The sequence below is a fragment of the Lacrimispora sp. YZC11 genome, assembly GCF_057543815.1.
In genome coordinates, this window is the sequence record NZ_BAAJYQ010000005.1 from 632781 (window position 1) to 659408 (window position 26628).

General features: G+C 40.2%; 21 protein-coding genes and 1 pseudogene. 3 read left to right on the forward strand and 19 right to left on the reverse strand.

Features of this window, described 5'->3' with window-relative positions; translation table 11 throughout:
- Positions 1 to 45: 45 nt before the first annotated feature.
- Both AC27IJ_RS06045 and AC27IJ_RS06050 read left to right on the forward strand, forming a co-directional pair.
- Positions 46 to 630, forward strand: coding sequence for a TetR/AcrR family transcriptional regulator (locus AC27IJ_RS06045; RefSeq protein ID WP_312441491.1), 585 nt, complete (start codon positions 46 to 48; stop codon positions 628 to 630).
- 126 nt (positions 631 to 756) lie between these two features.
- Complete coding sequence (locus AC27IJ_RS06050; protein WP_487147985.1) at positions 757 to 2532, forward strand: oleate hydratase; 1776 nt, start codon at positions 757 to 759, stop codon at positions 2530 to 2532.
- Between the two features lie 307 nt (positions 2533 to 2839).
- On the opposite strand, the gene AC27IJ_RS06055 is transcribed toward AC27IJ_RS06050, so the two are convergent.
- Together AC27IJ_RS06055 and AC27IJ_RS06060 are read right to left on the reverse strand one after the other, a co-directional pair.
- Positions 2840 to 3616 carry an SDR family NAD(P)-dependent oxidoreductase gene (locus AC27IJ_RS06055; protein WP_312441489.1) on the reverse strand — a complete coding sequence of 259 codons (777 nt, stop codon included), beginning with the start codon at positions 3614 to 3616 and terminating at the stop codon, positions 2840 to 2842.
- Between the two features lie 62 nt (positions 3617 to 3678).
- Entirely contained in the window at positions 3679 to 6492 is a 2814-nt protein-coding gene (locus AC27IJ_RS06060) for an oxidoreductase (protein WP_487147988.1), read from the reverse strand.
- A 194-nt stretch (positions 6493 to 6686) separates the two neighbouring features.
- Between AC27IJ_RS06060 and AC27IJ_RS06065 the strand changes: the two genes are divergently transcribed.
- Complete coding sequence (locus tag AC27IJ_RS06065; protein WP_487147990.1) at positions 6687 to 8255, forward strand: PucR family transcriptional regulator; 1569 nt, start codon at positions 6687 to 6689, stop codon at positions 8253 to 8255.
- Between the two features lie 132 nt (positions 8256 to 8387).
- On the opposite strand, the gene AC27IJ_RS06070 is transcribed toward AC27IJ_RS06065, so the two are convergent.
- From AC27IJ_RS06070 to AC27IJ_RS06150, 17 genes and pseudogenes are all read right to left on the reverse strand, one after another.
- Entirely contained in the window at positions 8388 to 9422 is a 1035-nt protein-coding gene (locus tag AC27IJ_RS06070; protein ID WP_487147991.1) for a substrate-binding domain-containing protein, read from the reverse strand.
- Positions 9423 to 9510: 88 nt separating this feature from the next.
- Positions 9511 to 10536 carry an ABC transporter permease gene (locus AC27IJ_RS06075; protein WP_312441485.1) on the reverse strand — a complete coding sequence of 342 codons (1026 nt, stop codon included), beginning with the start codon at positions 10534 to 10536 and terminating at the stop codon, positions 9511 to 9513.
- 5 nt (positions 10537 to 10541) lie between these two features.
- The gene (locus tag AC27IJ_RS06080) at positions 10542 to 12038 is read right to left on the reverse strand and encodes a sugar ABC transporter ATP-binding protein (RefSeq protein WP_312441484.1); all 1497 of its coding nucleotides are present in this window, start codon (positions 12036 to 12038) and stop codon (positions 10542 to 10544) included.
- A gap of 262 nt (positions 12039 to 12300) precedes the next feature.
- Positions 12301 to 13143, reverse strand: a complete 843-nt coding sequence (locus AC27IJ_RS06085; protein ID WP_487147992.1) for an SMP-30/gluconolactonase/LRE family protein — start codon at positions 13141 to 13143, stop codon at positions 12301 to 12303.
- A complete protein-coding gene (locus AC27IJ_RS06090; protein WP_312441481.1) occupies positions 13133 to 13987 on the reverse strand; it encodes an AraC family transcriptional regulator in 855 nt (284 codons plus the stop codon). The genes AC27IJ_RS06085 and AC27IJ_RS06090 overlap by 11 nt, the downstream gene beginning before the upstream one ends.
- Before the next feature lie 116 nt (positions 13988 to 14103).
- A complete protein-coding gene (locus AC27IJ_RS06095; RefSeq protein WP_312441480.1) occupies positions 14104 to 14793 on the reverse strand; it encodes an RraA family protein in 690 nt (229 codons plus the stop codon).
- A 9-nt stretch (positions 14794 to 14802) separates the two neighbouring features.
- Positions 14803 to 16473 (reverse strand): dihydroxy-acid dehydratase, encoded by a 1671-nt coding sequence (ilvD, locus tag AC27IJ_RS06100; RefSeq protein WP_487147993.1) that lies wholly within the window; start codon positions 16471 to 16473, stop codon positions 14803 to 14805.
- A gap of 1 nt (position 16474) precedes the next feature.
- The gene (locus AC27IJ_RS06105; RefSeq protein ID WP_487147994.1) at positions 16475 to 17242 is read right to left on the reverse strand and encodes an SDR family NAD(P)-dependent oxidoreductase; all 768 of its coding nucleotides are present in this window, start codon (positions 17240 to 17242) and stop codon (positions 16475 to 16477) included.
- Positions 17243 to 17949: 707 nt separating this feature from the next.
- Entirely contained in the window at positions 17950 to 18411 is a 462-nt protein-coding gene (locus AC27IJ_RS06110; RefSeq protein ID WP_487147995.1) for a GyrI-like domain-containing protein, read from the reverse strand.
- A gap of 16 nt (positions 18412 to 18427) precedes the next feature.
- Positions 18428 to 19780, reverse strand: a complete 1353-nt coding sequence (locus AC27IJ_RS06115; RefSeq protein WP_487147996.1) for a DUF3788 family protein — start codon at positions 19778 to 19780, stop codon at positions 18428 to 18430.
- A 257-nt stretch (positions 19781 to 20037) separates the two neighbouring features.
- Positions 20038 to 21453 carry a DEAD/DEAH box helicase gene (locus AC27IJ_RS06120; RefSeq protein WP_312441475.1) on the reverse strand — a complete coding sequence of 472 codons (1416 nt, stop codon included), beginning with the start codon at positions 21451 to 21453 and terminating at the stop codon, positions 20038 to 20040.
- Between the two features lie 824 nt (positions 21454 to 22277).
- A complete protein-coding gene (locus AC27IJ_RS06125; protein ID WP_313258028.1) occupies positions 22278 to 22817 on the reverse strand; it encodes a methylated-DNA--[protein]-cysteine S-methyltransferase in 540 nt (179 codons plus the stop codon).
- Between the two features lie 980 nt (positions 22818 to 23797).
- Entirely contained in the window at positions 23798 to 24211 is a 414-nt protein-coding gene (locus AC27IJ_RS06130) for a metal-dependent transcriptional regulator (RefSeq protein ID WP_313258024.1), read from the reverse strand.
- 61 nt (positions 24212 to 24272) lie between these two features.
- Positions 24273 to 24512 (reverse strand): hypothetical protein, encoded by a 240-nt coding sequence (locus tag AC27IJ_RS06135; RefSeq protein ID WP_312441471.1) that lies wholly within the window; start codon positions 24510 to 24512, stop codon positions 24273 to 24275.
- Positions 24513 to 24576: 64 nt separating this feature from the next.
- Entirely contained in the window at positions 24577 to 25050 is a 474-nt protein-coding gene (locus AC27IJ_RS06140; RefSeq protein ID WP_312441470.1) for a MarR family winged helix-turn-helix transcriptional regulator, read from the reverse strand.
- Between the two features lie 116 nt (positions 25051 to 25166).
- Positions 25167 to 25481: pseudogene (locus AC27IJ_RS06145) on the reverse strand (GyrI-like domain-containing protein); the annotation flags it as partial.
- 52 nt (positions 25482 to 25533) lie between these two features.
- Entirely contained in the window at positions 25534 to 26589 is a 1056-nt protein-coding gene (locus tag AC27IJ_RS06150; protein ID WP_487147999.1) for a BtrH N-terminal domain-containing protein, read from the reverse strand.
- Positions 26590 to 26628 lie beyond the last annotated feature (39 nt).

Below are 26628 nucleotides of genomic sequence, written 5' to 3' on the forward strand. Positions count from 1 at the left end.
ATACAGATCTTATGAAAGCCAAATCACGCTAAGGAGGCCTTTTGAATGTCGCAAATAACAAAGCGGGCTCTGGAAACCTCGCTCAAAAATCTTTTATTACAGAAACCACTTAATAAAATCACCATTTCAGACATTGCAAATGATTGCGGAATCAATCGAATGACCTTTTATTATCATTTCAAAGATATTTATGATTTAATAGAATGGATTTGTAATGAGGAAACGGCAAGAGCAATTAACGGTAAAAAAACATATGAGACTTGGCAGCAAGGTTTTTTACAAACATTTCAAATGGTTCTTGATAATAAACCATTTATTTCAAATGTTTATCATTCGATCAGTAAAGAAAAGATCGAAGACTATTTTTATGCAATCACTTTTGACTTGCTGATCGGAGTTGTCGAGGAAAAAGCAGTCGGCATGTCTGTTACGGAATCAGATAAAAAGTTCATCGCAAACTTTTATAATTTTGCCTTTGTGGGCTTACTTTTGGATTGGATCAAAAAGGACATGCGTGAGGACCCCCAATTAATTATTGATCAGGTCAGCACTTTGATTCATGGAGATGTATCAAGAGCCTTAAACCGGTATCAATTTAACAGATCTAATCAAATCACTCAAAATGATTAAAAACTATACAATATTGCCGGCATGATGCGATTCTTAACAAAACAGCTATATTGATGATTGTAATAATTTCAATAAATAATATACTGGTGATGTTGAAACAATCTAATAATCATGGAGGTAATTACTATGTATTATTCTAAAGGAAATTATGAATCACTCGCTCGACCAGAGAAACCAAAAGGTGTTGACGGCAAATCAGCCTATCTCATTGGTTCAGGTCTTGCTTCACTTGCTGCCGCGGCTTTTCTTGTTCGTGACGGACAGATGGATGGAAAAAGAATCCATATTTTAGAAAAGGATTCTCTTGCGGGCGGCGCCTGCGATGGTTACAAATATGACGACGTTGGATTTGTGATCCGCGGCGGACGCGAGGTAGATAATCGCTATGAGTGCTTATGGGACTTATTTCATTCTGTTCCGTCGCTGGAAAAGGAAGGTGCCAGTGTGCTTGATGAGTTCTATTGGCTCAATAAGCATGACCCCAACAGTTCTCTCATGCGTGCTACAGTTAATCGCGGCGAAGATGCCCACACTGATGGCAAGTTTACCTTGTCAGACAAAGGCATGCAGGAGATCATGAGACTATTCTTCACACCGGACGAGGCTCTGTATAACCGGCGTATTTCTGAATTATTCAGCGACGAGGTTCTGAATTCGAATTTCTGGCTGTACTGGCGTACCATGTTTGCTTTTGAAAATTGGCATAGCGCACTGGAAATGAAACTGTACATCAAACGATTCATTCATCATATTGGTGGTATGCCTGATTTTACAGCAGTCCGGTTCACAAAGCTCAACCAGTATGAATCCATGATACTGCCGTTAGTCAAGTATTTGGAAGCTCATGATGTCCAGTTCCATTACGGCACCAAGGTGGAAAATATATTATTTGATACTCAAGAAGATAAAAAAATTGCAACCTGCATTGAAGTTATCCGGAACAATACGAAAGAGCACATCGATTTGACTGAAAACGATTTGGTATTTATCACGAACGGCGGCTGCGTTGAAAACTCCTCTATCGGCAGCCAAAACGCTCCTGCATCTTTCAACCATGAAATCAAGCAGGGCGGCGGCTGGGATATGTGGCGCAAAATAGCGGCTCAGGATCCGTCCTTCGGACACCCGGATAAATTCTGCTATGATGCAGAGCAAAGTAACTGGATGTCTGCAACCGTGACGACGATTGATAACCGAATTCCCCCTTACATCCAGAAAATTTGTAAACGTGATCCATTTAGCGGCAAGGTGGTTACCGGTGGCATTGTAACCGTTAAGGATTCCAACTGGCTGCTCAGCTGGACATTTAACCGTCAGCCTCATTTCCGTAATCAGCCTAAGGATCAGTTGGTTGGCTGGGTATACGGTTTATTTACTGACAAACCCGGCAATTATGTCAAAAAACCTATGCGTGAATGCACAGGCAAGGAAATCTGTATGGAGTGGTTGTATCACATGGGTGTTCCGGAAAATGAAATTGAGGATATGGCCGAGCACAGCGCTAACACGGTTCCTTGTATGATGCCTTATATTACTGCATTCTTTATGCCGCGAGAAGCTGGTGACCGCCCTGACGTTATTCCGGCAGGCAGCGTAAACTTTGCTTTCCTAGGCCAATTTGCTGAGACAAAACGTGATACGATTTTTACAATTGAATACTCTGTCCGTACCGCTATGGAAAGTGTCTATACGCTTTTGGATATTGACCGAGGCGTACCAGAAGTCTGGGGAAGCACGTATGATGTTCGTGATCTGCTTAATGCTACTTCAAAATTAGGAGATGGTAAAAGGATTACAGATTTAGAACTTGACCCCAATATTAAAGTTGTATTCAATGAAGCTATGAAGAAGATTGCAGGTACAGATATTGAAAAACTGCTCAGAGAATATCACTTGATTTAATGATATAACAACAGCAAAAACAGAGCATCCCAAAGTTTGTGTGAACCTTCAATCTGATGTAAAATAAAATTACTCAGTTTGGAGGTTTACGCTTTTTTCAGAATTGCATTGTTGTTTTCCAATATAATATGCCAAAATAAAAACACGTCCGGTTTTGTCTGTATGAGGTGACCTCCAATCGTTAGATTTTTAGGTCTAACTTTTGGGGTTCAGTTCAGTATCCAAAACTTTGAACGTGTTTTTAAGATGAGGCCGTTGGCAAGTAAATTGCCGTATTTTGTACTACTGCCAGTTAAAACACTTAATTCTAAACAAGGGCTCCGCCGCCATCTACGATTATGAACTGGCCCTGGACATAACTGGAACTATCGCTGGAAAGATAGAGAACTGTACCATTTAATTCCCCTCTTCTTCCTGGACGTCCTGCCGGGTTCAATGTATTATATTGGTTCAGAAAATTTTCTGACTTAAATAAAGTTTCACTCGTCATTTCACTTTCAAAAAGAGCCGGTCCAATGGCATTCACAGTGATACCATATTTTGCATAGGAAGCTGCCATACCTCTTGTTAAGCCAACCACTGCAGCTTTGGATGAATTGTAGGAATGTCTGATAAATACATCAAACTTATCTGCAACAACCGCATTTACGGATGCGATATTAATAATTTTACCATAGCCTCTTTCCTTCATCTGCGGAAGAACATATTTGCTTGCTAAAAAGATTCCCTTCACATTCGTATCAAAGGATTTATCCCAATCCTCCACGGACATGCTGTCTACACCGCCGCGAACAGCAATTCCTGCATTATTTAACAGAATATCAATGTGGCCGAAGGTATCAAGCACGGTTTGCATTGCTGTCTTTACACTTTCCTCATTTGTAACATCACATCCGACTGCAACTACCTTTCTGCCTATTTTCTCAATTTCTGCTTTTACTTCGTTTAACTTTTCAGTACGTCTTGCCAGTAATGCAACATCTGCTCCTGCGTTTGCATAGGCTAGTGCCGCATCTGCACCAAGCCCTGAACTTGCTCCTGTTACTACAGCTACTTTTCCGGTTAAATCAAAAAAATTTTCCATATTTATATACTTCCTTTCTTTTTTATCAATCGAGACTACAAATAATATTCCCAAAAACCGAATTAAATACGGCCTGTTTCCATAAATGCCGTACGGTCATAGCGCCCGGTTAACAAATATGGAATTACATCATTGGCTTCTAATTTTTTTACTAAATTAAGTTTATGTACTAACAAACAGTTCTTTGAATAAGCACCGCCTATTATGGTGTTAACAGGAAGTTCTGCCCATGGGTCATCAATACTTGATTTTAAATTGAGCGAAACAATTCCCGGCTCCCATGATTGATAATTATATTCGCATTGATTCATAAGCAATGCTCCGTTCAGGAACTGAGAAACACCGTTTTCATCCGGCATCCGGTCAAAATGGAAATAGAACCCGCCTCCAAATGTCTGCTTGCCTGCTGCCGGGAATTGATAGAGAGCCGCGGTCAGAGGATTATTATATTCACCTAATTTCATGGTTGCTTCTACAAGCTGTGTTCCTCTTCTCGTTACTCCTGCAGTTACCGTGTCACCAATTCTTCTAATGACAAATTCTCCTCCCAGTTTCTTTGGAATACTTCCATTATCACGGCCGCATTGTACTGCCATTTCAGCTCCGGATCCGCCAAGTACCAGACCCATCGTATATAAGCCAAGTGTCTTGCCGTAGGTTGCATAAACCCCCAAAATGGCTTCATAGTAGTCATCTGCAAATGTTGGATTATTCACATGGCAGATGGATAAGGTAACTACCGGCATAGAAAACGGTTTCAATGGCGGCGGAAGTATCCGCACAATTGCTGCCGGGTCAGTAAGATAGCTGATGTAGAGTCCCTCCTGATTATCCATTAGAGATATCTTGCCGAAGTTTGGTATTTCATCTTTGGAAAGCCGAAAGCTTGGAGCTTTTTGTTTTTCCGTAAATAATTCACTTCCTGCCTCATAACCTGTACGTACTGCAGGTGCAATAGTTCCATCTTTAATGGCACTTCCTATTACCTTCACCTCTGCACCCTTTGCTTCTAATTCAGAAACCAGAGATTGATCCGGTCTGAATCCAAGAGAAAGTACGACTGCATCGGCAGATACATTAACTTCTGCATGATCTTCCAATCTCTCCAGTACAATACTATCGGTTTTTATCTCTTTTAAGGAATGCCCCAGCAAATAATCTGCACCGGATTTAGCCAGGCGTCCACAGACATCAGCTACATTGGTATGGTTTGCATTTGGAGCAGGCTTATCAAGCATATCAATAATGGTAACCTGATTTCCCTCTTCACAAAGATATTCTGCCGTCTCAAGTCCTGTAAGCCCTGCACCGATCACAGCTACTTTTTTCCCTTTTAATGCTGAATTACCTGACAGCACCGATTCCACCGTAAATACGTTGTCGCCCATTATTCCGGGGATTTTTCCTGGAATAATGGAGGCAGAGCCTGTGGCAAGAATGACTGCATCTGGCTTATATTCCATAATCATATCTGCGGTTGCTTCCGTATTTAATTTTACTTCTACTCCAAGCCGTTTGAATTCACCGCTATAGTAATCGGCAATCCACTGCATACGTTCCTTTAACGGCGGTTTCTTGGCCAGATTAACGGTTCCTCCAAGTTCACTTTGACGGTCAAGCAAAGTCACTTTGACTCCACGAAGGGCAAGGGTTTGTGCTGCACACATTCCAGCCGGTCCGCCGCCAACAACAATTGCAGTATGTCCTTTGGTATCGTGAACAAGATTCCCATATTTCCGCTCTCTTGCATATCTGGGGTTTAATGCACATTCCGGCGGTAAACCGGCAGCGTTATATTCATTCAGACTTTCAAAGCAGCGCAGACAGGAGATGCATTTGCGTAACTCATTTTCTCTTCCTTCCTGTACTTTTTTCCCCCACTCTTCATCGGCATTCCAGGTACGTCCCATGGAAATAAAATCCACTACCCCTTCTTCCAGGAATTTTTCCGCTACTGCAGGTTCTCTAAATACCGATACACCGATTACAGGAATTTTCACATGACTTTTTACTGCCAAAAGCATGTCATGTCTCCAACCCTGCGGGAAAGAAATAGGTTCTATGCAGGTCATGCCTGTTTCATATAATCCACAGCTGGTATCAATAAAATCAATACCCGCCTGCTCTAAGGCCATGGCAATCTTTACACCATCTTGAATATGGATATACTCTTCTGTTACACCTGTCTTATCCAGAAATTCTTCTACACTTAACCGGACACCGACCGGAAAATCCGGACCACATTCTTTCCGTATTCCATCGATAATTTCAATCATCATTCTAAGACGGTTTTCAAAACTTCCGCCGTATTCGTCTTCTCTTTTATTTGTATAAGGAGACAGAAACTGATGCAACAGATATCCATGTGCTGCGTGTAATTCCACGCCGTCACAACCTGCTTTTTGAACTCTGACAGCACCTTCAATAAACTGCAAAATCAATTGTTTTATTTCATCTATGGTAAGTGCACGAGTCTCCTGTTTTACTAATTTACAAGGAATCGGAGACGGTGCAACTACCGGCTGTCCGCCAATAAGTGCAGACACTGTTTCACGTCCAGGATGATGCAACTGTATAAATATCTTGCTGCCATGCTTATGTACTGCTTCCGCAAGTTCAGCCAGTGGTCCGATATGCCTGTCTTTTGTGACTGACAGCTGTCTCATAAGCCCTGCCCCATGCGCATCATTGATACGGGTAATCTCTGGTATGATGATTCCTGCACCGCCAACCGCTCTTGCTTCGTAAAAAGCAATCATATCTTCAGACGGCGTTCCATCAAGATTGGCAAGTCCGCACCCCATAGGAGACATGACCAAACGATTCTTAATCATTACCTTTCCAATTCTTCCCTCTTCAAATAATTTGTAATACATTTTTCCCCTCCTACGATGTTCCTATATATAAGATTATCTGCATGAAGCCATAACCTTCATAATGCCATAAGAATACGTTAAAATCAGCAATTTAACAATGTGTACCGTGAATGATAAAAATTTGACAATTTGTTCATAGTGCACTATAGTAAAAATATATTTTAAACAGATCATTTCTAAAAATGGGGGAAACTATGAAATTTACAAAGTTTGTAGAAAAAATCTCAGAAGAATATTCAATTGATATCCTATCACAAGGAGAAGATTTAGAAATACAGGATGTTGCTTTGATTGACAACAAGCATGATAATACGATTAGGAATACTCTTTACTTTGGTTATGATAAACAATTAGAAAATGCAGTATCTATTCCATCCCAATGCATAATTGCACGCACGGATTCTGCAGCGCCTCCCCTTCCCACTGTAGGAAGTAATATCGCTTTGGTAGCAGAAGACTCTTTATTTACCATATTCAACGATGCAAAAACTTTGATTGAAACGACTCGTAAAGGAATTTTTGAGGAACTTACTGCTATCGCTGATAAAACCCATAACATTGAAGCCGTTATTGATGCTGCCTCTGTGAGGCTTGGAAATTCTTTGCTGTTCTGTGATATGAACTTTAAAATCATTGCCAATTCTACATCTATCCCTGTCCTCGATCCTCTTTGGATAGAAAATACAAAGAAGGGATACTGCTGTTATGAATTTATCAATGAAGTAAAAGGATTAAAATCCATACGCAACGCTTCCCAGACTACAGCCGCCATAGAAGTCACCTGCACCAAATCCCCTTTCCGTAAGTTGAGCAGTAAAGTTTTTCATAATCAAACCCAGATTGGATTTTTATTGATGATTGAAGGAGAGAACAACTTTCTTCCTTCCCATTTTGAAATGTTAAGTACAATAAGCCATGTGATCAGCTACACCATTTCGTACTATAAATCGGACTTATTTGAAAAAAACAGCCTTTATCATGAAGTATTATATGATATGCTGATCGGAACGCCTTCTAAGGATATCATGCCAAGACTGACAGAACTTCAATTTCCTGCCAAAATGAGGGTTCTATTCCTTCGTCCTACAAGATATCCTGGGCAACCGTACTTAAAAATTATTATATGCAAGAATCTGAAAATACAGATTCCCGATACCCATGTCACTTACCATAATAACGGGATTGTTGCGGTTATTCCGTTAAAAGAAGATACTGAAATAGATTTAGAGTTACTGGAAATGTTGAAATATTTTTCTAAAAAGGAACAGATACGAATAGGAATCAGTAACTCTTTTTCCTGCATTGAAAACTTTGTAAGCCACTATGAACAAGCACATGCAGCATTAGAGTTGGGCCATAAATTAAACCCGGAAGAATTGGTATACCTCTATCAGGATTATCAGATTTATGATTTGTTTTCGGAAGTAAAAGATCCAGATAAATTAGGGTGGTACTGTCATCCTGCTCTGGCAGTACTCAATCAGTATGACCATGAAAATGGTTCGCAGCTGTATAAGACCTTATATGTCTACATAGAAAAGGGGTGTAACATTAAATTAACTTCAGAAAGTCTTTATATCCACCGAAATTCCCTTGTCTACCGGTTAAACCGTATCACTGAAATATGCCGGGTTGATCTTACAGACATTAATACGCTTTTCCTGCTTCGGCTTTCTTTTCTCATAGACCGGTATAATGAGCAAAATAATAGCTTGGCATCCTATCAAAATAATATAATGACAAACAATTTAAAATACTCGTGAGGGAGTCGTTTGTCTGATTGCACGGCCGGGATTTTAGTCCGCAACAGATAATCTACAAAGACCTCCAAACCGAATCCGTTATCGTCATCGGTTTGGAGGTCTTTATAGGTTCGAGGATCTTACCAGATCATTCTATTCTGCATAGCTTCCCATAACCTCTTTATAAGTCTCTGGAGTCACAACAATTGCATCTACTGCAATTTCCTTTTCTACTTCTTTTCCATTTATAAGGTCCAACAGTACCTTTACGGAACCAGCACCTACTGATTCTGCGGAGAAATACGCGGAAGCTTTTACGCAGGTTCCTTCGGCCCCCTTATTATTCCACTCATCTTTGGACATGTACGCACCAAGCCCTACTACGCATGCCTCCCCGTCAAGCCCTGCGCTTTCCAGTGCACGCGCCGCACCAATACAGCCTTCCTCATTTGCACCTGTTACCAGCCATTTTTTAATCTGTGGGTTAGCAGTAATAACTGCAGCCGCGGCCGTATTTCCCTTATCAGTGGTTCCGTCGTAATCCGCTTTGAAAATATTACCGCTGTTGAAATCCGGAACCAATTCTGTGAACTTATCTAACTCACCTTCTGCTCTGGGTACGCAGCTGGATACAGTATCCATAGTCATAACCATCAATCCTACTTCCCCATCGGAAGAAAGATCATTATCTTTTACGTATTTCGCTAACCATTCTCCATTTGCTTCACCAATTTTATAGGCGTTGATTCCAACCCAGGGTGCAAGTTTTTCACCAGCAGCATTCTGAAGGGCATCATCAGCTGCCACAATGGGAATGCCAGTTGCCTGTACTTTGTCAATGACCGCCTGGGACATGGTTTGATCCGGAATACAGGTTACAATACCGGAAGCATTGTTGGCAATTGCGTTATCAATGGCCTTTAAATACTCCTCCGGATTCATCTTTGCATCAACATAGATAAACTCTCCGCCTGCTGCTTCTACTGCTTTTTTTGCAGCTTCTCCTTCATCAATAAACCAGGTCTGATCTCCGGCTTTGTAAATACCATAAACAACTAATTTTTCATCCCCCTGAATCTTATTTTCCCCACTGGATTCCGTTTTAGTTGTCTCCGCTGTGCTGCATCCAGCTAACATTGCCCCCGCCATTGCTGCACATAACAATACACTTATCAGCCTTTTTTTCATTGTTTATTCCTCCTCTAAGATTTTTATATCAATCCACATTTTCATGTGAAATGTTACTGAATACTGTATGTATCTATATTGAGTATCTCTATATTGCATTTTTCATGCTTGCTGCCAATAACTCCTTTTCCCGTCTTTCCTTTCTGATATAGTCTGATGCCAATGCAAACAGCAGCAAGGCTCCCCGGGCTACATATTGCCAGAAACTGGGCACATTAACCATAATAAGTCCTGTATTAAATGCCTGAATCAGAATGACACCTAACACGGTTCCGCCCATGCTTCCCACACCACCTAGAAAGGAGACCCCGCCTAATATAACCGCTGTGATGGCATCAAACTCCAGGTTAATATTGGCTGACGGCTGTCCTGAATTCATTCTTGCCGAAAATATGATTCCCCCTAAAGATGTGAGCAAACCGATAATAATAAAGCAAAGGGTGTTCATTCTCTGAGGATTTAATCCTGCTAATCTCGCAGCTTCCGTGCTGCCCCCTATTGCATAAATGCTGCGTCCGAATTTTGTTTTTGATAGAATGAACCCAAAGATTACAAAGGACAAAATCATGCACCAGACTGCCAGCGGAATATTCAAAATTCTCAGTTTTCCTAATAGGATAAAGGATTTGTTGCTTATGGCAACCGGCTTTCCGTTGCAGATGATATAGGCAAATCCTCTCACAATTGCCTGGGTTACCAAGGTGGCGATAAACGCCTCCAGCTTGATTTTATTCACCATCCAGGCGTTAAACAGCCCTACCACTACCCCACTGCATAAGGTCAGAGGAATGGCAACGGGCAGCGGCATTCCCCAGTTCAATAATAAGGCTACAAGGACCCCGGAAAATGCTGCCAGGGATCCTGGAGATAAATCATTCTGTCCTGCAATAATCAGATAAGTATGACCCACTGCTACCATTCCAACCAGGGATGCGGCTACCAACAGATTAATCATGTTCTGCATACTTAAGAAATTTCGGTTTAAGGAAGTAAAAAGTACAAATACTACAATAATCGCAGCAGACAGGACTAATTTATCTTCTCCGATTCCATTGACAATTCGTTTTGCAATACCGGCTTTCATCGGCTTTTTCTTTCTCTCATTTTTGTTCATTATCGTTACTCTCCTATCATTCCTAATCTTAATAATTCATCTTCCGTTGCTTCCTCACGCTTGATTTCTCCCGATATCCGCAACGATTTCATAACAATAATTCGATCAGAGAGACCAATTACTTCGGGCAATTCTGAAGATATTAAGATAACTCCAAGCCCTTGTTTTGCGAATTCACAGATCATGCTATAGAATTCAGACTTTGCACCTACGTCAATTCCTTTGGTCGGCTCATCCAGAATTAACACTTTGGGATTTGTGGCAATCCATCTGGCAACAATGCATTTTTGCTGATTCCCTCCCGATAATTCCACAATCTTCTTATCCGGTGAAGGAGTCTTTATCCGAAAGTCTTTTATGCTTTTTTCTACTTCAACTTTTTCTTTTTTTGTGTCAATTACACCAAATTTATTAGAGTTTTTATCCATTAAGGATATATTCACATTGCCGGAAACACTTAAGTTGGATAAAATCCCTTGCAGTTTACGGTCTTCCGGCACAAGAACAATGCCGTTTTCTATTGCCTCCTTTGGAGATCGGTTGGTGATCCTCTTTCCCTCCAGATAAATCTCTCCGGTCCGAAGCTTATCTGCCCCTATAATTGCCCGCATTAATTCTGTTCTTCCGGCCCCAACCAAACCGGAAAATCCCAGCACCTCACCTTTTCGCAAGGTAAATGAAGTTTCCTTCACATAATCGGAAGAAATATCTTTTACTTCTAAAAGGACTTCTCCTATTTGCTTATTCCGGTCCAGATTATTGAAAATATCACCCAGGTCACGGCCTACCATCATCTTGATCAGCTTCTTTTCCTCGATTTCCTTGGTTATTACCGTATCCACGTATCGGCCATCCTTGAATATTGCCACTTTATCTGCAATACGCTGTATTTCACTCATTCGATGTGAAACATAAATAATAATCTTTCCCTGTTCTTTTAGTTTTTCTATGATCCGGAACAGACTGTCAATTTCCGAATCACTTAAGCTGGCTGTTGGCTCATCAAAACAAATGACCTTTAGATTCTCTCTGCTATAAGCCTTCATGATTTCAACCATCTGCTGATAGGCAATGCTTAAATCCTTTACTTTGGCAGTCGGCACAATCGGCAGACCAAACTCATCAATGATTTTCTGTGTCATTTTATTGGCTTTGGCAGTATCTATCACGCCCAGCCGGTTGGCCGGCATTCTGCCCAGAAAAATATTTTCCGAAACGCTTAATTCCAGCAGTATCTGCCTTTCCTGATAAATAACACTGATTCCCTCCTGAATTGCTTCATGAGGCGTGTTAAAATGCTTTTGAACCCCATCCAGCAGGTACTCTCCTTCCGTTGGCTGATAATCCCCATTCAGCACTTTTAATAATGTGGATTTTCCCGCTCCGTTTTCCCCCAGGAATGCAAGTACCTCTCCCCCAAAGGATTGGAAGCATATCTGATCCAGTGCTTTCACACCCGGAAAATATTTTGAAATATTTTTAAACTCAAGTACATGGCCCATGTGTATTTTCTCCTCACCAAATATCAAACCTTTTTGACCGTTTCATGATATGTGTTATGCAAATCAAATAAAACACACTGATGTTTTATGACTTTCTATAGACATTATATCAATCATTCCAATGATTCTCTTTAACTCACAGGAACTTTATCTGGTTTTTTGTGTATTATTCGGAACTGATTGATAATAATTTTACACACAAAAAGACAAGGGGAAATGCCGATTCTCCCTTGTCCTTTTTTCTTCCCGTCATGCCATAAAGCTAATACCACTCTTCCTGTATATGTTCCCTGGTAAATACATACACCTTTCCTGGATTCTTATGCTCATCCTGAGCTGTGGTAACAAATAATAAATTCTTATCCGCACCGCCTATTATGCAGCAGGATACATTTGGATCCGGCACCTGCACTTCTTTGATTTTACTTCCCGTACCGGGGTCATAGCAACAAACTTTTCCCCCGCCCCACATTGCAACCCACAGTTGGCCGCGGCCATCCATGCACATTCCATCGGGAGCCCCTTCCTTGTCATCGATGGAAACTGCTGTTTTTTTATTGCTTAAGACACATTCTTCCACCACATCATATACATCAATCTTTTGGGTTGGGGTATCGATGTGATATAATTTATCTCCTGATGGATTCCAGACCAGCCCATTGGAAATAGTGAAGCCATCGTATTTGGAAATGACCCTTCCTCCTTTTATACAGTATAAGGATCCCGCCCCATGAGCTTTAGGATGGGTCTGATCAATGGCCATGGTCCCGACCCACAGATTTCCATATGGATCCAGTTTTCCATCATTGAAACGAATATATCCGGGCAGGCTGATCTGCATAACGGACTCTTGCTTCCCGGTGCTCAGATTCAAACGGATGATCCTGTTTCTGACCGCTGCAATCAAGTCACCTTGATCATTTAATGCAATACAGCCAACATAATCTCCCATATTAAATTCTTCTATGGTTCCGTCATGCAAGGAATAAGAATAAATGGTAAATCCTTCAATATCCACAAAGTGCACCTTATTTCGTGCCTGATCCCATATACACCCTTCCCCTAATCGAAGATCTGTGGCGATGACATCTCTTTTATATTTCATCCGCAGTTTCTCCTCTCCACATCTCTCTGTAGTCCGCTGGTGTCATATCTGCATATTTGCGAAATACGCGGCTGAAATACTGAGAACTGCTGAACCCCGTCCGCATGGCAATGTCAGTAATACTCTTGTTACTGTTCCAGAGCAATTCCTTGGCTTTTGCTATACGGAGCATGGTGATATAGGTTGTGCAATTCATCCCCAGGTATTTATTGCAGTATTTTCGGATGTATCTGTCACTTACGTGGTACTTCCTGGAAATTTCCTCCATATTGAGTTCTTCTTCTATGTGATCGTTGATATACCGGATTACTTTTCCCACCACCCCATGTAATTCAGAATCTTCCTCTTCTTCCATTTTAATATACTGTTCCGAAAACACGATATACATCTGAGCCAGAGCCAGCTCCAACTGGGCGCTTGTGTATTCATTTTCTTCCGTCTGTTCCCGAAAAATTCTGCTCACATTCTCCAGGGCCTTACACAAATTCTCACAGGATACCATTTTCCTATAAGTTCCCGTCTGATTCAATGCCGGTATTTTTCCTTCAAGCTCTTTTGGTACGGTTACCGAATACTCTAACTGGGTAATGCAGCATGCGTTGCTCATGTCAACCATAAAAGAATGTCTTACATAGGGATTAATAATAATGCAGTCACCCGCTTTTAAGGGAACATATTCATTATGAATCTTCATGACACAACAGCCTACGTTTATGTAATTAATCTCTTGCTCCTGGTGCTTATGCATCTCAAATCTGTAACTTTTCTGGAACTTATATTTTCCGGCTTTTCTTATTGCCACTTTATAATCTTCATGGTTTAATAATGAATAAATGTTTTTCATGATTCCCTGCATACGATAACCCCTTTGACTTTCTTAGTGCAATACAACCAAAATGCAGCAGAGCAATATTCGGTATCATAATATCATAACCGGTGAGATATGGCAATTCCAGTTGTTTACATTATCCCATATTTGTCAAATGATTCTTTCGCACCCATTCCGCCCTTTATTGCTTCCGCCACGATCTTCTCTCCCGTAGCCTTTTCATATGCCCTTTGAATGACTTCCTTTTCTACTGCTTTTGGAATTACCAGAACCCCCTCTAAATCACCGAAAATAATATCACCCGGATAAATGCGTACTCCTTCAATCTCAATGGGCACTCTAAAGTCAATAACTTTTCCCCTGGGAGCCTGGTCCTGTGCGTATCTGCCATAGGAGAAACAGGGGAATTTTAATTCTTCTATTCCATTTGTATCTCTATGGAAACCATTGGCTACCGCCCCTGCAGCGCCTAATATCTGCATCCTGGTACACATCAGTTCTCCTACCAAAGCGTAGAAAGGAGAAGAGCCGGTACAGATATACACCTCATTCTTTTTTAAATCATCCAAAGCTTCCAGCATCAGTCCAAAGGGTTTCCTCATTATGGGATTTTTCCCATTGGAAAGCTCTTCGAACGCATCGGCCTCCAACACCGTCATTGCACGTCCCGCCACTACCATTCCGGTATTGATTGGCTGTATTCTCTGGGGCAGAAACTGATGAAAATACCCCATCTTATCTAAAATGTCACCGATTACGGCTGAATACAATTCACTCCTCAATAATTCAAACAATTCATCATCATTTTTCCATTCAATCATACTATGCTCCTATTCCACCACTGCGCCTTGTGCCGCTGATTGGCTGATTTTTTTATAAGTATTTAAATATCCGTCTAAAACTTCTTTTTCCGGACGGATCCAATGGTTTCTTCTTTCATTTAATACGGTATCTTCCACTAATAAGGATATCTCTCTTTTGTCCACATCAATTCGAATGATATCGTCATTCTCCACCAGAGCAAGAATCCCGCCTTCGTAGGCTTCCGGTGAAACATGGCCAACAAAACATCCCCGGTTGGATCCGGAAAATCTACCGTCTGTAATCAATGCACAGCTGTCTGATAAATTCATGCCTTCCAGGCATTTCATAGGACGATACATTTCCGGCATACCGGGGCCGCCTTTGGGGCCCTCATAGCGAAGAACAATTATGGTATTTCTTTCCACCAGCCCATTTAATATGGCATGGCACGCCTCCTGTTCACTCTGGAATACCTGGACCTTCCCCTCTATTCTCATCATGTGATCCGGTATAGCTGCCGGTTTTACAACGGCTCCAAGGGGTGCTAAATTTCCTCTTAGGACTGCTACCCCTCCTGTTAAGTGAAAGGGTTCACTGGTGGATTTGATTACCTCCCTGCGTCTGGTAAAACCGAACTGTTTTAAAGACTCTTTCATGGTACTTCCGGAAACATTGAGGCATTCCATATGGAGCAGAGGCTCCAATTCTTTCATGACCGCAGGTACACCTCCAGCTTCATAAAAATCTACCATATCGTAAGGAGATGCTGGATAGACCGATGCTATTTGAGGTATTTTTCTGCTTAATTCGTCAAATAGGGTAAGAGGCAATTCCCCTAATCCTGCTTCTTTGTGTATCGCCTGTAAATGCATAATGGCATTGGTTGATCCGCCGATTCCCATTAAAACGGCCATTGCATTATAAATGGAGTCTTTTGTAATGATCTGACGGGCTGTAATTTTTTTTGCAACCAGATCAACGATTACTTCTCCCGTGGTGTATGCAATCTGCATGCGTTTGGAATAAATTGCAGGCACGGTTCCGCTTCCCGGTAAACTCATTCCCATTGCTTCCGCCAAGCAGCCCATTGTATTTGCAGTTCCCAGCATGGCGCAGGAACCAACACAAGGCTCCGCAATATTTTCGATCTCCCGGAATTCTTCCTGTGTGATTTCTCCCCGCTGTTTCCAGCCGATTGCCTCTGTTACTATATTTCCGTCATAATGTTTATTCTTATACACGGCAGGCATCATGGGGCCGCTATTGCAGAAAACAGACGGGATATCCAGCCTTGCAGCCGCCATCAAAAGACCCGGTACAATTTTATCGCAGGAACCAAGCAATACCAGTCCATCAAATTTATGAGCCCTAACCATACATTCAACCGAAGAGGTTATCAAATCCCGGGATGGTAATATATAACGCATCCCATCATGCCCTTCTGCTATGCCGTCACAGGGTGCAATGCTACCGAACACCATGGCCGTACCGCCGTTTGATTCGATACCTTTTTTCACCTGATCACACATTTCATTTATGTTATAATGGCCTGGCGTTGCATTGGTGTATGTATTGACAATGGCAATCAGCGGCTTTTCCAGAGCGGAATCCGTAAATCCCATGGACTTATACAATGCCCTTTTCAGGGCACCTCCATCTCCTTTTAAAAGCTGATTGTAGTATTGATACTCCTCCATCCTACTTTACCTCCACAAAGTCATTGGCTGCAACCACAGGAAGAGTGGCCCCTCCTTCTATCATTAAGGAAGTCCCTGTAATATATGCCGCTTTATCCGATGCCAAATAGATGACCGCCTGAGCGATCTCCTTTGTAGTTGCGAATCTTTTGAAAGGGAGCCGTTCTGCCGCCTCCAACCGGATATCTCCAGGCTCCCAGCCCACATCCGTATAGCCCGGAGCCACTGCAACCATGCGTATTCCCTTTAATGACAGCTCCATCGCCGCATTTTTGGTAAACTTTGTAACAGCCGCTTTTGTCGGTCCATAGATGGTCGCTCTTGGCCAGCACCCTTCTACCTGATTGGATGAAATGTTAATGATTACTCCTTTCACATTCTTTTCCACCATCCTTTTTGCAGCAATCTGACTGCTGAAAAACAGTCCTTTCCAGTCAATTGCAGTCATATCATCAAACATTTCTTCTGTTGCATCTAAAAAATATACTTCACTGCTGATTCCTGCATTGTTTACAACCAAATCTATCACATCAAATGTTTCAAAGGCAATTTGATACATTTGTTCAATGTCTTTGACACTTCCCAAATCTGCATATACAGCCAGACTCTCTACCCCATACTCTTTTGCTTTTTCGCATATCTCATAGGCCGATTCCTTATCACTGCGGTAATTAACTACAATATTGTATCCTTCCTCCGCTAAATCCAAAGAAATCTGCTTTCCAATTCCTCTTGCTCCACCTGTAATCAGCGCTGTCTTTCGATGCATCCTTAATCCTCCTCGTTGTTTATACAAACCCTTTTCTTTATTGTAATTTCTTTTGTATAATCCGGCTTTCACAATATGGCACTTTTTCAACGTCTTTGTGTATTATTCGGAACTAAAAGACGCAGTCCTGATTTTCGGACTGCGTCTACCGTGTTTCTTATATTTTTGAATAAATAAACGGGTTCTTTTGAATACTGCAGACAGTATTAACAGTGAATTAAAGATTGTCTTTTACTGCCGATCCGTAAGGCATACTTGTGCTACGATTTGGTATTTAATATCCTTTTACTTATTTATTTAAGCACACCCAATATCTTGCGCTCCCAGCTAAGCAATTCCCCCACAGCTTAAAATTTACCTGTATATGAAAGTAACGGCATGAGGTCTCATCCTCATACCGTTACTGTGAACCTACGCTGCTCTCCTCAGATTTTATTTTCTCCATCATCGGATCATCCAGAATTCCCATATCTTTCTTAACAGTAAGGAATCGTCTGACAGCATCATTCACACAGCCCTCTTTGTTTATTTTAACATATCCACCAGAAGCAAATATTCAAAACACGGTTGGTATCTTCTTATTCCTGTCCAGCGGTATCCCAACACTGCACCGTACTGTATACCAATTGGATAATACCAAAAATCATCATCTATATTCTTAATGTATCTCACAGATAATGAAATTATAATCTATAGAAAAGTCAAATCTATTTTATTGGCACGACAATCTGTGTAAGCAGTTCACTTGCATTGCGATTATCATCATTCAAATAATAATTGTAAATCTTTCCTTGCTGTTCATAGCCATGCTCTATTATCCACTGTATAATTTCAACCATCAGCGGATCAGTATCTTCATAAGCGCCTAAGAATATGCCTGACACCGCTTTTTGAACAGGTATGGTATACCCCTCGATATCATCATTTCCCAATATAGGCTTGGCAACAGGAAAACCCATTTCTACATCAAGGTTTTCTAAATCAGCATTATGGTAGCATACAAAAGGACCACCGGAGAGCAACAAACTATTACATGCTGCATATTCCATAATTATCCCATAGGCTTGTTTGGCAGTATCCGGGTAATCATTGAAATGAATTGTGGTGCGGATAGACAGTACATGCTGCTCCGGTTGCTCCAGCAGATTGATTTTTGATATGATTGCCATTTCCATTACCTCCAGATTAATTCTTTTTTTTACCTCTACGGATAGCGATGCATTGCTTAACATCCTCTAGTACCGCATCATCCGTCACGTTGACCATGAGCCACTTCTGACCCATACCCATTTTCGTTTCGTGGTACAACTGTTGCAAATACTCAGTAAAAAAAGGAAGCGACAATTCGGTTTCTGTCTGCTCACGATAACCAATGACAATAAGTGCAATAAAGTATCCCTCCATTGGATATAGGGTACATAAAGTACGTCCTGCCTTTTTATATTTCACATTCCATCCGTATTGCAAGGAGCATCTACTATATTCCATCACAGGCTTGCACTGATATTCTGTCTCCACATGTTTGCATAGGCATTCAAACAAAGTACTATTCACATAGGCACTAATGGCTGCCATTGATGGCTTTTGTGTTCCGTTGTTTTTATTCCATGTTTCCTTACTTTTTAATATTCTTTGTGATGAGCTTAATGGCAGCCACAGCTCCATATAGCTTGCATCCGGATTTTTATCATAATATATCTCGGCAGCGAAATCGCCGCAAGTCAGGCTGTGCTTTTTCATCCAGCAGTTCATAAATGAGGTCGCTTTAAAAATTGCGGAACCAATAAGTTCCGCAAAGTTTTCCGCCTCAAAGCAGCAAACGGCATATTCGCCGCTTGGAAGTGTATAGGAAGCATATCCATCTTCCTGTATATTTCCGGCGGTTTCCGCTCCGGCCATGTAGTTACAGCAACCTTCTCTGGCATCTCCCAAATAAAGAATACCAAATTCATTGCCATTCGGCAGTAAATGGGGAATATTCGATTTCTGACGATGGAATTTTTCCCATATTAGCCCAGTAGTAGCAATACCGGTAGCTTTGCCTCCTGTTAATTCAGCAACAGGCACCTCGCCTTCAATTCCTATAAATGTGCGCGGTTCATCCAGTTTTCTGCGAATCACTTCAACCACAATGCCATCAGCGATTATCGGTACATTTTCATCAACCGTGACATAGTTCAAAAATAGATCGGGTCTGATAAAATGATTGAGTATAACAGGATAAGCACGATATTCATCTGGTGTAATGCCATATGCATCTTTAAATGCACGAGTAAAGTTGGCATGATCTGAAAATCCATAATCAAGTGCCACATCAATGATACGCTTTTCTTTGCTTTTAAGAGCTTCCGAAGCTTTTGCCAATCTGCGCAGCCTCACATATTCATTTACAGTTTTTTTCACTAAACGCCCAAACAAGCGTTGAAAATAATATGGTGATAATGACGCTACATTTGCAAGAGTTTCTATCTTTATATTCTCTGACAAATGGTCTTCAATATAGTTCAATGAGTTTTGAATTGCTTCCCATGCATGCATATTACACCTCCTGGATAAAAGGATAGCACAGATATATTCTGACCGCTTGTCACACAATGCTCTTTTTAATTATATTATAATCTATTACCCCTGTTCAATTCATTAGTCTTTTTATATAATCAGGGGGCACATGACTTGAGCCGATAATAAAGATACCGTCAGGACCTAGTGGTTTATTGGCTGCAAGTCAAGTTTTTGAAAAACCAACCGCCATGCTTCATTTTCATATAACTTGTAACTCTTTTACATATCCAAATTTACCGCTTTTTGTCCTTCATTGAAATTTTATTAGAACTCCATTTCTCTTTCAATTTTCCATCTGCTGTCATTCGATACTTTTTCTTTGCTGATGAAACGCCATCTATGGAAGCTGTATGCACTGACTCTCTCTTAGACGATACACCCGATTTTTGTGAAGCCGTTTGAGGTGATGTTTTTGATTTTAAAATTGCTTTCTTTGGGGGTTTGGCTTGAGATTTCGCTGTTTTTGCTGTATCTCTTCTTGGCTGCACAGCCTTTATCGCCGGGGCGTTGTTCTTTAATGGGTAGGGATGATCTTTTATTTCTATTAATTTCTTCCCAATTAACTTTTCAATATCGTTAAGTTGTCCTTTTTCATCAAAATCGCAGAAAGATATTGCTGTACCACCAAGTCCTGCCCTGCCTGTTCGTCCAATACGATGTACATACGTCTCTGGCATATCTGGCAGGTCATAATTAATAACATGGGTTAATTCATCTATGTCTATTCCTCTTGACGCGATATCTGTTGCAAGCAATATTCGCAATGTCTTGTTTTTAAAATTGTTTAATGCATTCTGACGCGCTCCTTGAGATTTATCACCATGGATTGCCTGCGCAATTACGTTATTCCTTGATAATTGCTTAATAAGACGATCCGCCCCGTGCTTGGTACGTGTAAATACAAGTGCTGAAACTATGTTTTTATCTTTTAGAATGTGTAAAAGCAAATCCTTCTTATTATTTTTGTCAACAAAGTACAGATACTGCTCGATGGTATCCACTGTTGATGATACAGGAGTGATTTCTATTTTCGCAGGAGTCTTCAGAATCGTACCCGCCAGCTTGGCGATGTCTGGCGGCATCGTGGCCGAGAAAAGTAATGTTTGCTTTTTTAAAGGTGTTTTAGCAATGATCCTTTTAACATCATGAATAAATCCCATATCCAGCATACGGTCAGCTTCGTCCAATATAAATATTTTAATATGTTCTATATTTATTATTTTTTGATCGATTAAGGCCAGTAGTCTTCCTGGTGTTGCCACCAGTATATCTACCCTTTGTTTTAAATTTTCCTCCTGCGGCTTTTGAGATACACCCCCAAAGACTACACAACATTTTAAATTGGTGAATTTCCCATAAGTATTAAAACTTTCATAAATTTGCAGTGCAAGCTCTCTAGTCGGCGTTACGATTAGAGCCCTTATATTTTGTTTTGCCTGATGAGGCACTTTTTCTTCGCTGAGCAACTGAATCGTTGGTATGGCAAATGCAGCTGTTTTTCCGGTACCTGTCTGGGCGCAGCCCAGTAAATCCCTGCCGCTTAATATTACAGGTATTGCTTCTTCCTGTATCGGTGTAGGTATATCGTAGCTTTCTTTTTCCAATGCCTTTATAATATCAGGCATAATATTTAAATCTTTAAATTGCATAAACTCTCCTATTAATCTGTATTGTTTAAATTTATCTCTTATCTGACGCTTGACAAAACCAGTCTATTTAGAGCGGCATATGTCCTTGCCAAAAATATACAACATTATAAATTAGTCTAACTCACAAAAAGAACCGCTCCCTCAATTTTTGACAGGGAGCTAGAATGATATACTTAATGACAATGTTTTCCTTATATCTTTTATCATAACCCTATCCCCATGTAAAACTCAGTAATCTCTCAGCTGCATCAAGCTGTTAGATCATATTTAACCAGGCATCCTAATCTGGCGGAAACTCCCCTGACCAAAACATTGATATATTGTATTTAATGGATCTAATCATTTGTTCAAATAACATTCATGCCGGTATTCTTCATATTCCCCATATACTTTTGAATCGACATTAAACATTCCATCTACCATACTTACTGTCCTATTAAATATTGGTAAAAGACCTTTGAATATTTCTTGGAATTGTACATCCTTTCCTTCTGCACAACTTTCTTTATTGGCTTAGCTATTGTGCTTTCAAATCTCTGCTCAAGTTTATCAAGCTGTTTTCCGTTCTATTCTACCACATCATCCTTGCTATTACTATCTGAAAAAGAGCAAAGAAAACCGATTAGGCATAATTTCCTAATCGGTATCTTTTCTTACTCTACTTCTTTGTATCTCCAAGTCACAATTCAGATGGCTCTGCCAAAACCTCCAAACCCTTGAATTACAGGGCTTTTCTCTCCAGCAACACGATGTTTCCACATGCCTTGTTACTGCAATTCTGATGACCATTTTCCGCACAAGTACTGATTATCATATTTTTATCCTTAAAGAGCCGTACCCTTTGTAGGTACAAACAACCGGGACATATCGACACCTTCCAATTCGAGCAGCTTTACTTTTGTTTTCAGACCCCCGGCATAGCCTGTCAAGCTGCCATTTGCTCCAACGACCCGATGGCAAGGAATAATAATAGATATAGGATTATGTCCAACAGCGCCTCCTACCGCTTGACTCGACATCGTTTCCTTGTTCATTTTAACCGCCATTTTTTTCGCGATATCGCCATATGTGGTTATCTCGCCATATGGTATTTCACACAAAATAGTCCATACACTTTTCCAAAATTCGCCGCCTATAGGAGCCAGCGTCAATTCGGAAATGGCAGGTTTCTTACCTGCAAAATATCTGTCCAGCCATTTTTTTACCGCATCAAATACTGGCATATCATCCTTTTCGATCATTTCTACGGATATGTCAGCACCATGATATTTTTGCCCTTCATTCCATACACCAACAATATTGTCTCCGTCACAAGCAAGCGTAATCAAACCTACGGGTGACGGATAAGTTGTCCTATAATACATTTGAATCCTCCTTGCATTATTTCTCTTTAACGTATTCCAAAGATTGATTGTAGCGTAACTGCGCTAAGGATGCCATGCATTTGATATTTCTAGAAGTTCTTTTGACCTCAGAGGATAGAGTGTTTTTTTACACCAACGTCCGTTTGAAGAAAAGCATCCGGCCACTCCATTGCCCGCATGGCGATATATTGTGCCGTCCAACTTCCAATTTCCCCGAATTGTCATCAGCTTTTTCGCTGAAAAAGGGGACTAAAACCGAGCATTTTCAACTCTGATTTTAGCCCCTAGTTCTTTATTCCGGCAACAAAACGGATTAAAAAACTTATCATTATTTATCGTATCAAATATAGACATTTTACACCTCCCTACATCATTCTCAAAAAACAGACTCCCAGAATTATTTATAATAAAGTCTGGGAGTCATTACTCTTTTGATATGCGATATATTCTTCTTATTTTATAACTTTCTCTTTTGAAAGCTTTATATTCTCATTAGTACCAGCAGAAATCCTTACCGCTTATCTACAAATAATTAAATCCTGCAAACATGTAAACCATTATATAATAATCAATTCCATTTTTATTTTACCATATTCTGAATAAAACGTATATTATAAACTTCATATTTTATTTCGACAGTTTTCGACAATAACTTCTGTATGTGTTGATGCTGTGATTCGGATTCCCGAAAGGCGCAAATTGGCCTTGGTGGTAAGGTATATTTTTGAAAGCTACAACCGATAGAATGCATTTAGCAAATACAATTCAAATGAATTCTTAGTAAAGTTTTCTGCATTTTTGCACCTCTTCTTTCTTTATTTGATTAGCACGATCATCAATCAGGAGCTTAAATCAGTTATGCTTTGGCTGACTGTGTTTACGGCTTATCGAGAATGCAATGCGTGCCGTCTGTTTTCCATGAAATTTGTTATCGAGTAAGCATAGACTAACCTATGCTCAAAAAAATTGTTTCTTATTCTTCAAGGATCGTCTACTTGTACTAGACCTAAATATTTTTTAAGAGCAAAAACAGCATCATCGCTTATGATATGTTCCATTTTGCAGGCATCTGCACTTGCTGTCAGTTCATTAACGTTACAACAAGTAATCAAAAATTGTCTTATGATCTGAAACTTAGCCATAATGGCTTCTCCTTGTTTGCGGCCTTCCTCAGTGAGCTGGATTTCGCCACCCAAAGGCTTGATGATGAGTCCCTCTTCTTGCAATGTAGTCACCGCTCTATGAACGCTAGGCTTTGAAACTCCTAAATATACAGAGATGTCAATTGAGCGTACTGATTGAGTTCTTTTAGATAGCTTATATATAGCTTTTAAATATTCCTCCCTTGAAGGACTAAGTTTTTTCTCCGAATGATGACGTTTATTTTGTTGCACAACTAGCCCTCCATTTTAAGCTTAGGCAGAATGTGTATAGTTGCCATACTCTTTGGCGCAATTATTTTTTTTGCTTTTTTAAGTACTCCTTATTCTTGTTATCCTCCGGTTGATCGACAAACGAATTGGTTTGCGGAAATATCGGATAATCATATGGATAAAAAGGAACACAGAAGTATTGCGAAAAAGAATTAAAAAATGTTTGAAATGTTCTTTGGTCAGCTTTTAGTTTTTGTTGATACAGCCGTTCGCTGGCTTCACTATTATCAAAAGTATGATGTTTTATCCTTTTCTTTTTCATGTTAGCACCTCCTAACTCTATTATAAAAAAATGTGTATAGTTACCATACGCTTATGTAAAATTTTTATTCAACTATATTTTCATCGAAATTTTCAACTCTGCTTATCAGGGATGACAAGAAGCTAGACAAAAATTTTAGTTCCGCCTCGGTTGCATTTTGTAGCTCATTTTCCACATTACTATTTAAAATATCATGGTAATGCATATGATTTTTATGGGCTTTTTTCCCTTTTTCCGTTAGGCTCAGTGAATATCTAGATAAATTTAGCTCATCAACTTCCTTTATAACCAGAGCCTTTCTCTCCAGCTTTTTGAGAATTTCGGAAACAGCTCCCTTTGTTACTCCTAGAACATCGGCTAGACCAGCCACATGAATGCATGGATGTTCGGCTATCGCCTTTATTACATGTATTTCAGAGTGAAAAATTGGCACATTCGTTCCGTAGTAACGTGTCTTTTTATCTAGTTCCATTAAAGCAAACGCCAATTCTAAAGATTCATATGCAATTTTATGTTTGTTGTTTTTAATCTCTTCCATACCAATAGTATATGGTTGCCATACGCTTTTGTCAAGTCACTATTGCGTAATATTATACATATGGAAATCAAATGATACATAGTAGGCTGAAAAACTCATGATAAATGAATGCTATTAACTGAAATCCAGTTAAACGTGTCCTTGTTTCCGTAGTCAACACCTTTTACACCCTCCTGCCACCAAAAACCTTCCAACGGAGGCATTACATATTCGATAAAACCTTCAATCTTGTGTGAACCCTTATAGCTCATTTTGATTGTGTATGCAATGGCATAAAGAATGCCAATGGCTTGTTGATATGTACTGTCTTCTTGATTTGGGTTCCCTTTTCCTCTTACAGCAATATAATTCGCGGCCGGAACAGTTATTATTTCCGGTATATTCTTAGGCATATAAAACTCTTTGTACTCTTTTTTAAAATCACAAGCGATACATTTTACCTCCAAGTTTCATTTTTTATAGTATTGATATTAGTTGGGAAAGTTATTTTCCCAAAAGAATAAACTCATCTGTCATGATCTCCATACCCTTTTTAAATAGTTCCGGCAATTCGACCATCCTGTCATTTGCCCCTGTTAGATAGGCCACGATGACATCTGTGATTTCTGAAACGATTGCTGCTCCTTCTCCAAAATGATCAGCAGCCTCAAGCCACACCTCATTTCCACATTCTTTACCTAGCTCAAGAAGAATACGGCTTATTTTATCAAATCCACCGCCAAAGCTCACCTCGTCCGGCTCCTTAATTCCCTTTAACGCATTTGGAACAGTTGGCACTGTACCGAAAAACATTACCATATTTGTGAGTATATTATGAAATTCTTCTTTCGTAAGCTCACTTTTTAGCTCAGGCAACTCTTGAATGAATTTTTCAAATCCTCTCCTGCCAACAAATCCAACCGGCGGATTCAAAAACATCTCACTTTTTTGGGTCAGCGCTTCCTTTGCGATTTGGTATTTATTTTTCGTAGGGTTCATTCTGACCGTACAAACAGTATTCGGTTTTGATAAGCCCGGATAACTGCAATTCCAAGCGTAACGTAATTCATCATAGAATAGGATTTTTACCTCTTGGCGTCCGCAATCAAGAAGATAAATGCACTTCGCATCATCATCGTATCCTACCATCAAAATATAGTGAAAGGGAATGTGTTCTTCATGATATAGTTTTGTAAAGTATGGCAGATGGTACATGTCCAAAGCACCTAAAACTGCCGGATGCCCGGCATCTATTTCCGCCTTAGCTTTTTTAATTGCCTGTTCAAAGGTTTGATACTCATAATGCTTGTACTCAAATCCTACAATAGGAGCAAGAAATTCATACATTTGCTTTGTGCGTCCGTCTCCAAATACAATCATACGTTTTAAGTCCGATTTAGGCGTTTTCATGTAGCAGAACGAGCCGAATGAGGAGAGGCTGAAAAAAAAACTCTGTGGAAGTTTTTCTCCGGTATCTCGAATATATAAATCCTCTATACCGTTCCACATACATTCGTAATCGTCCAAATGATGCTTTAACTTGATTAATTTCTTTGGCATAAATTTGAAACCTCCTGTCGTTTCAGTCATACTTATAAC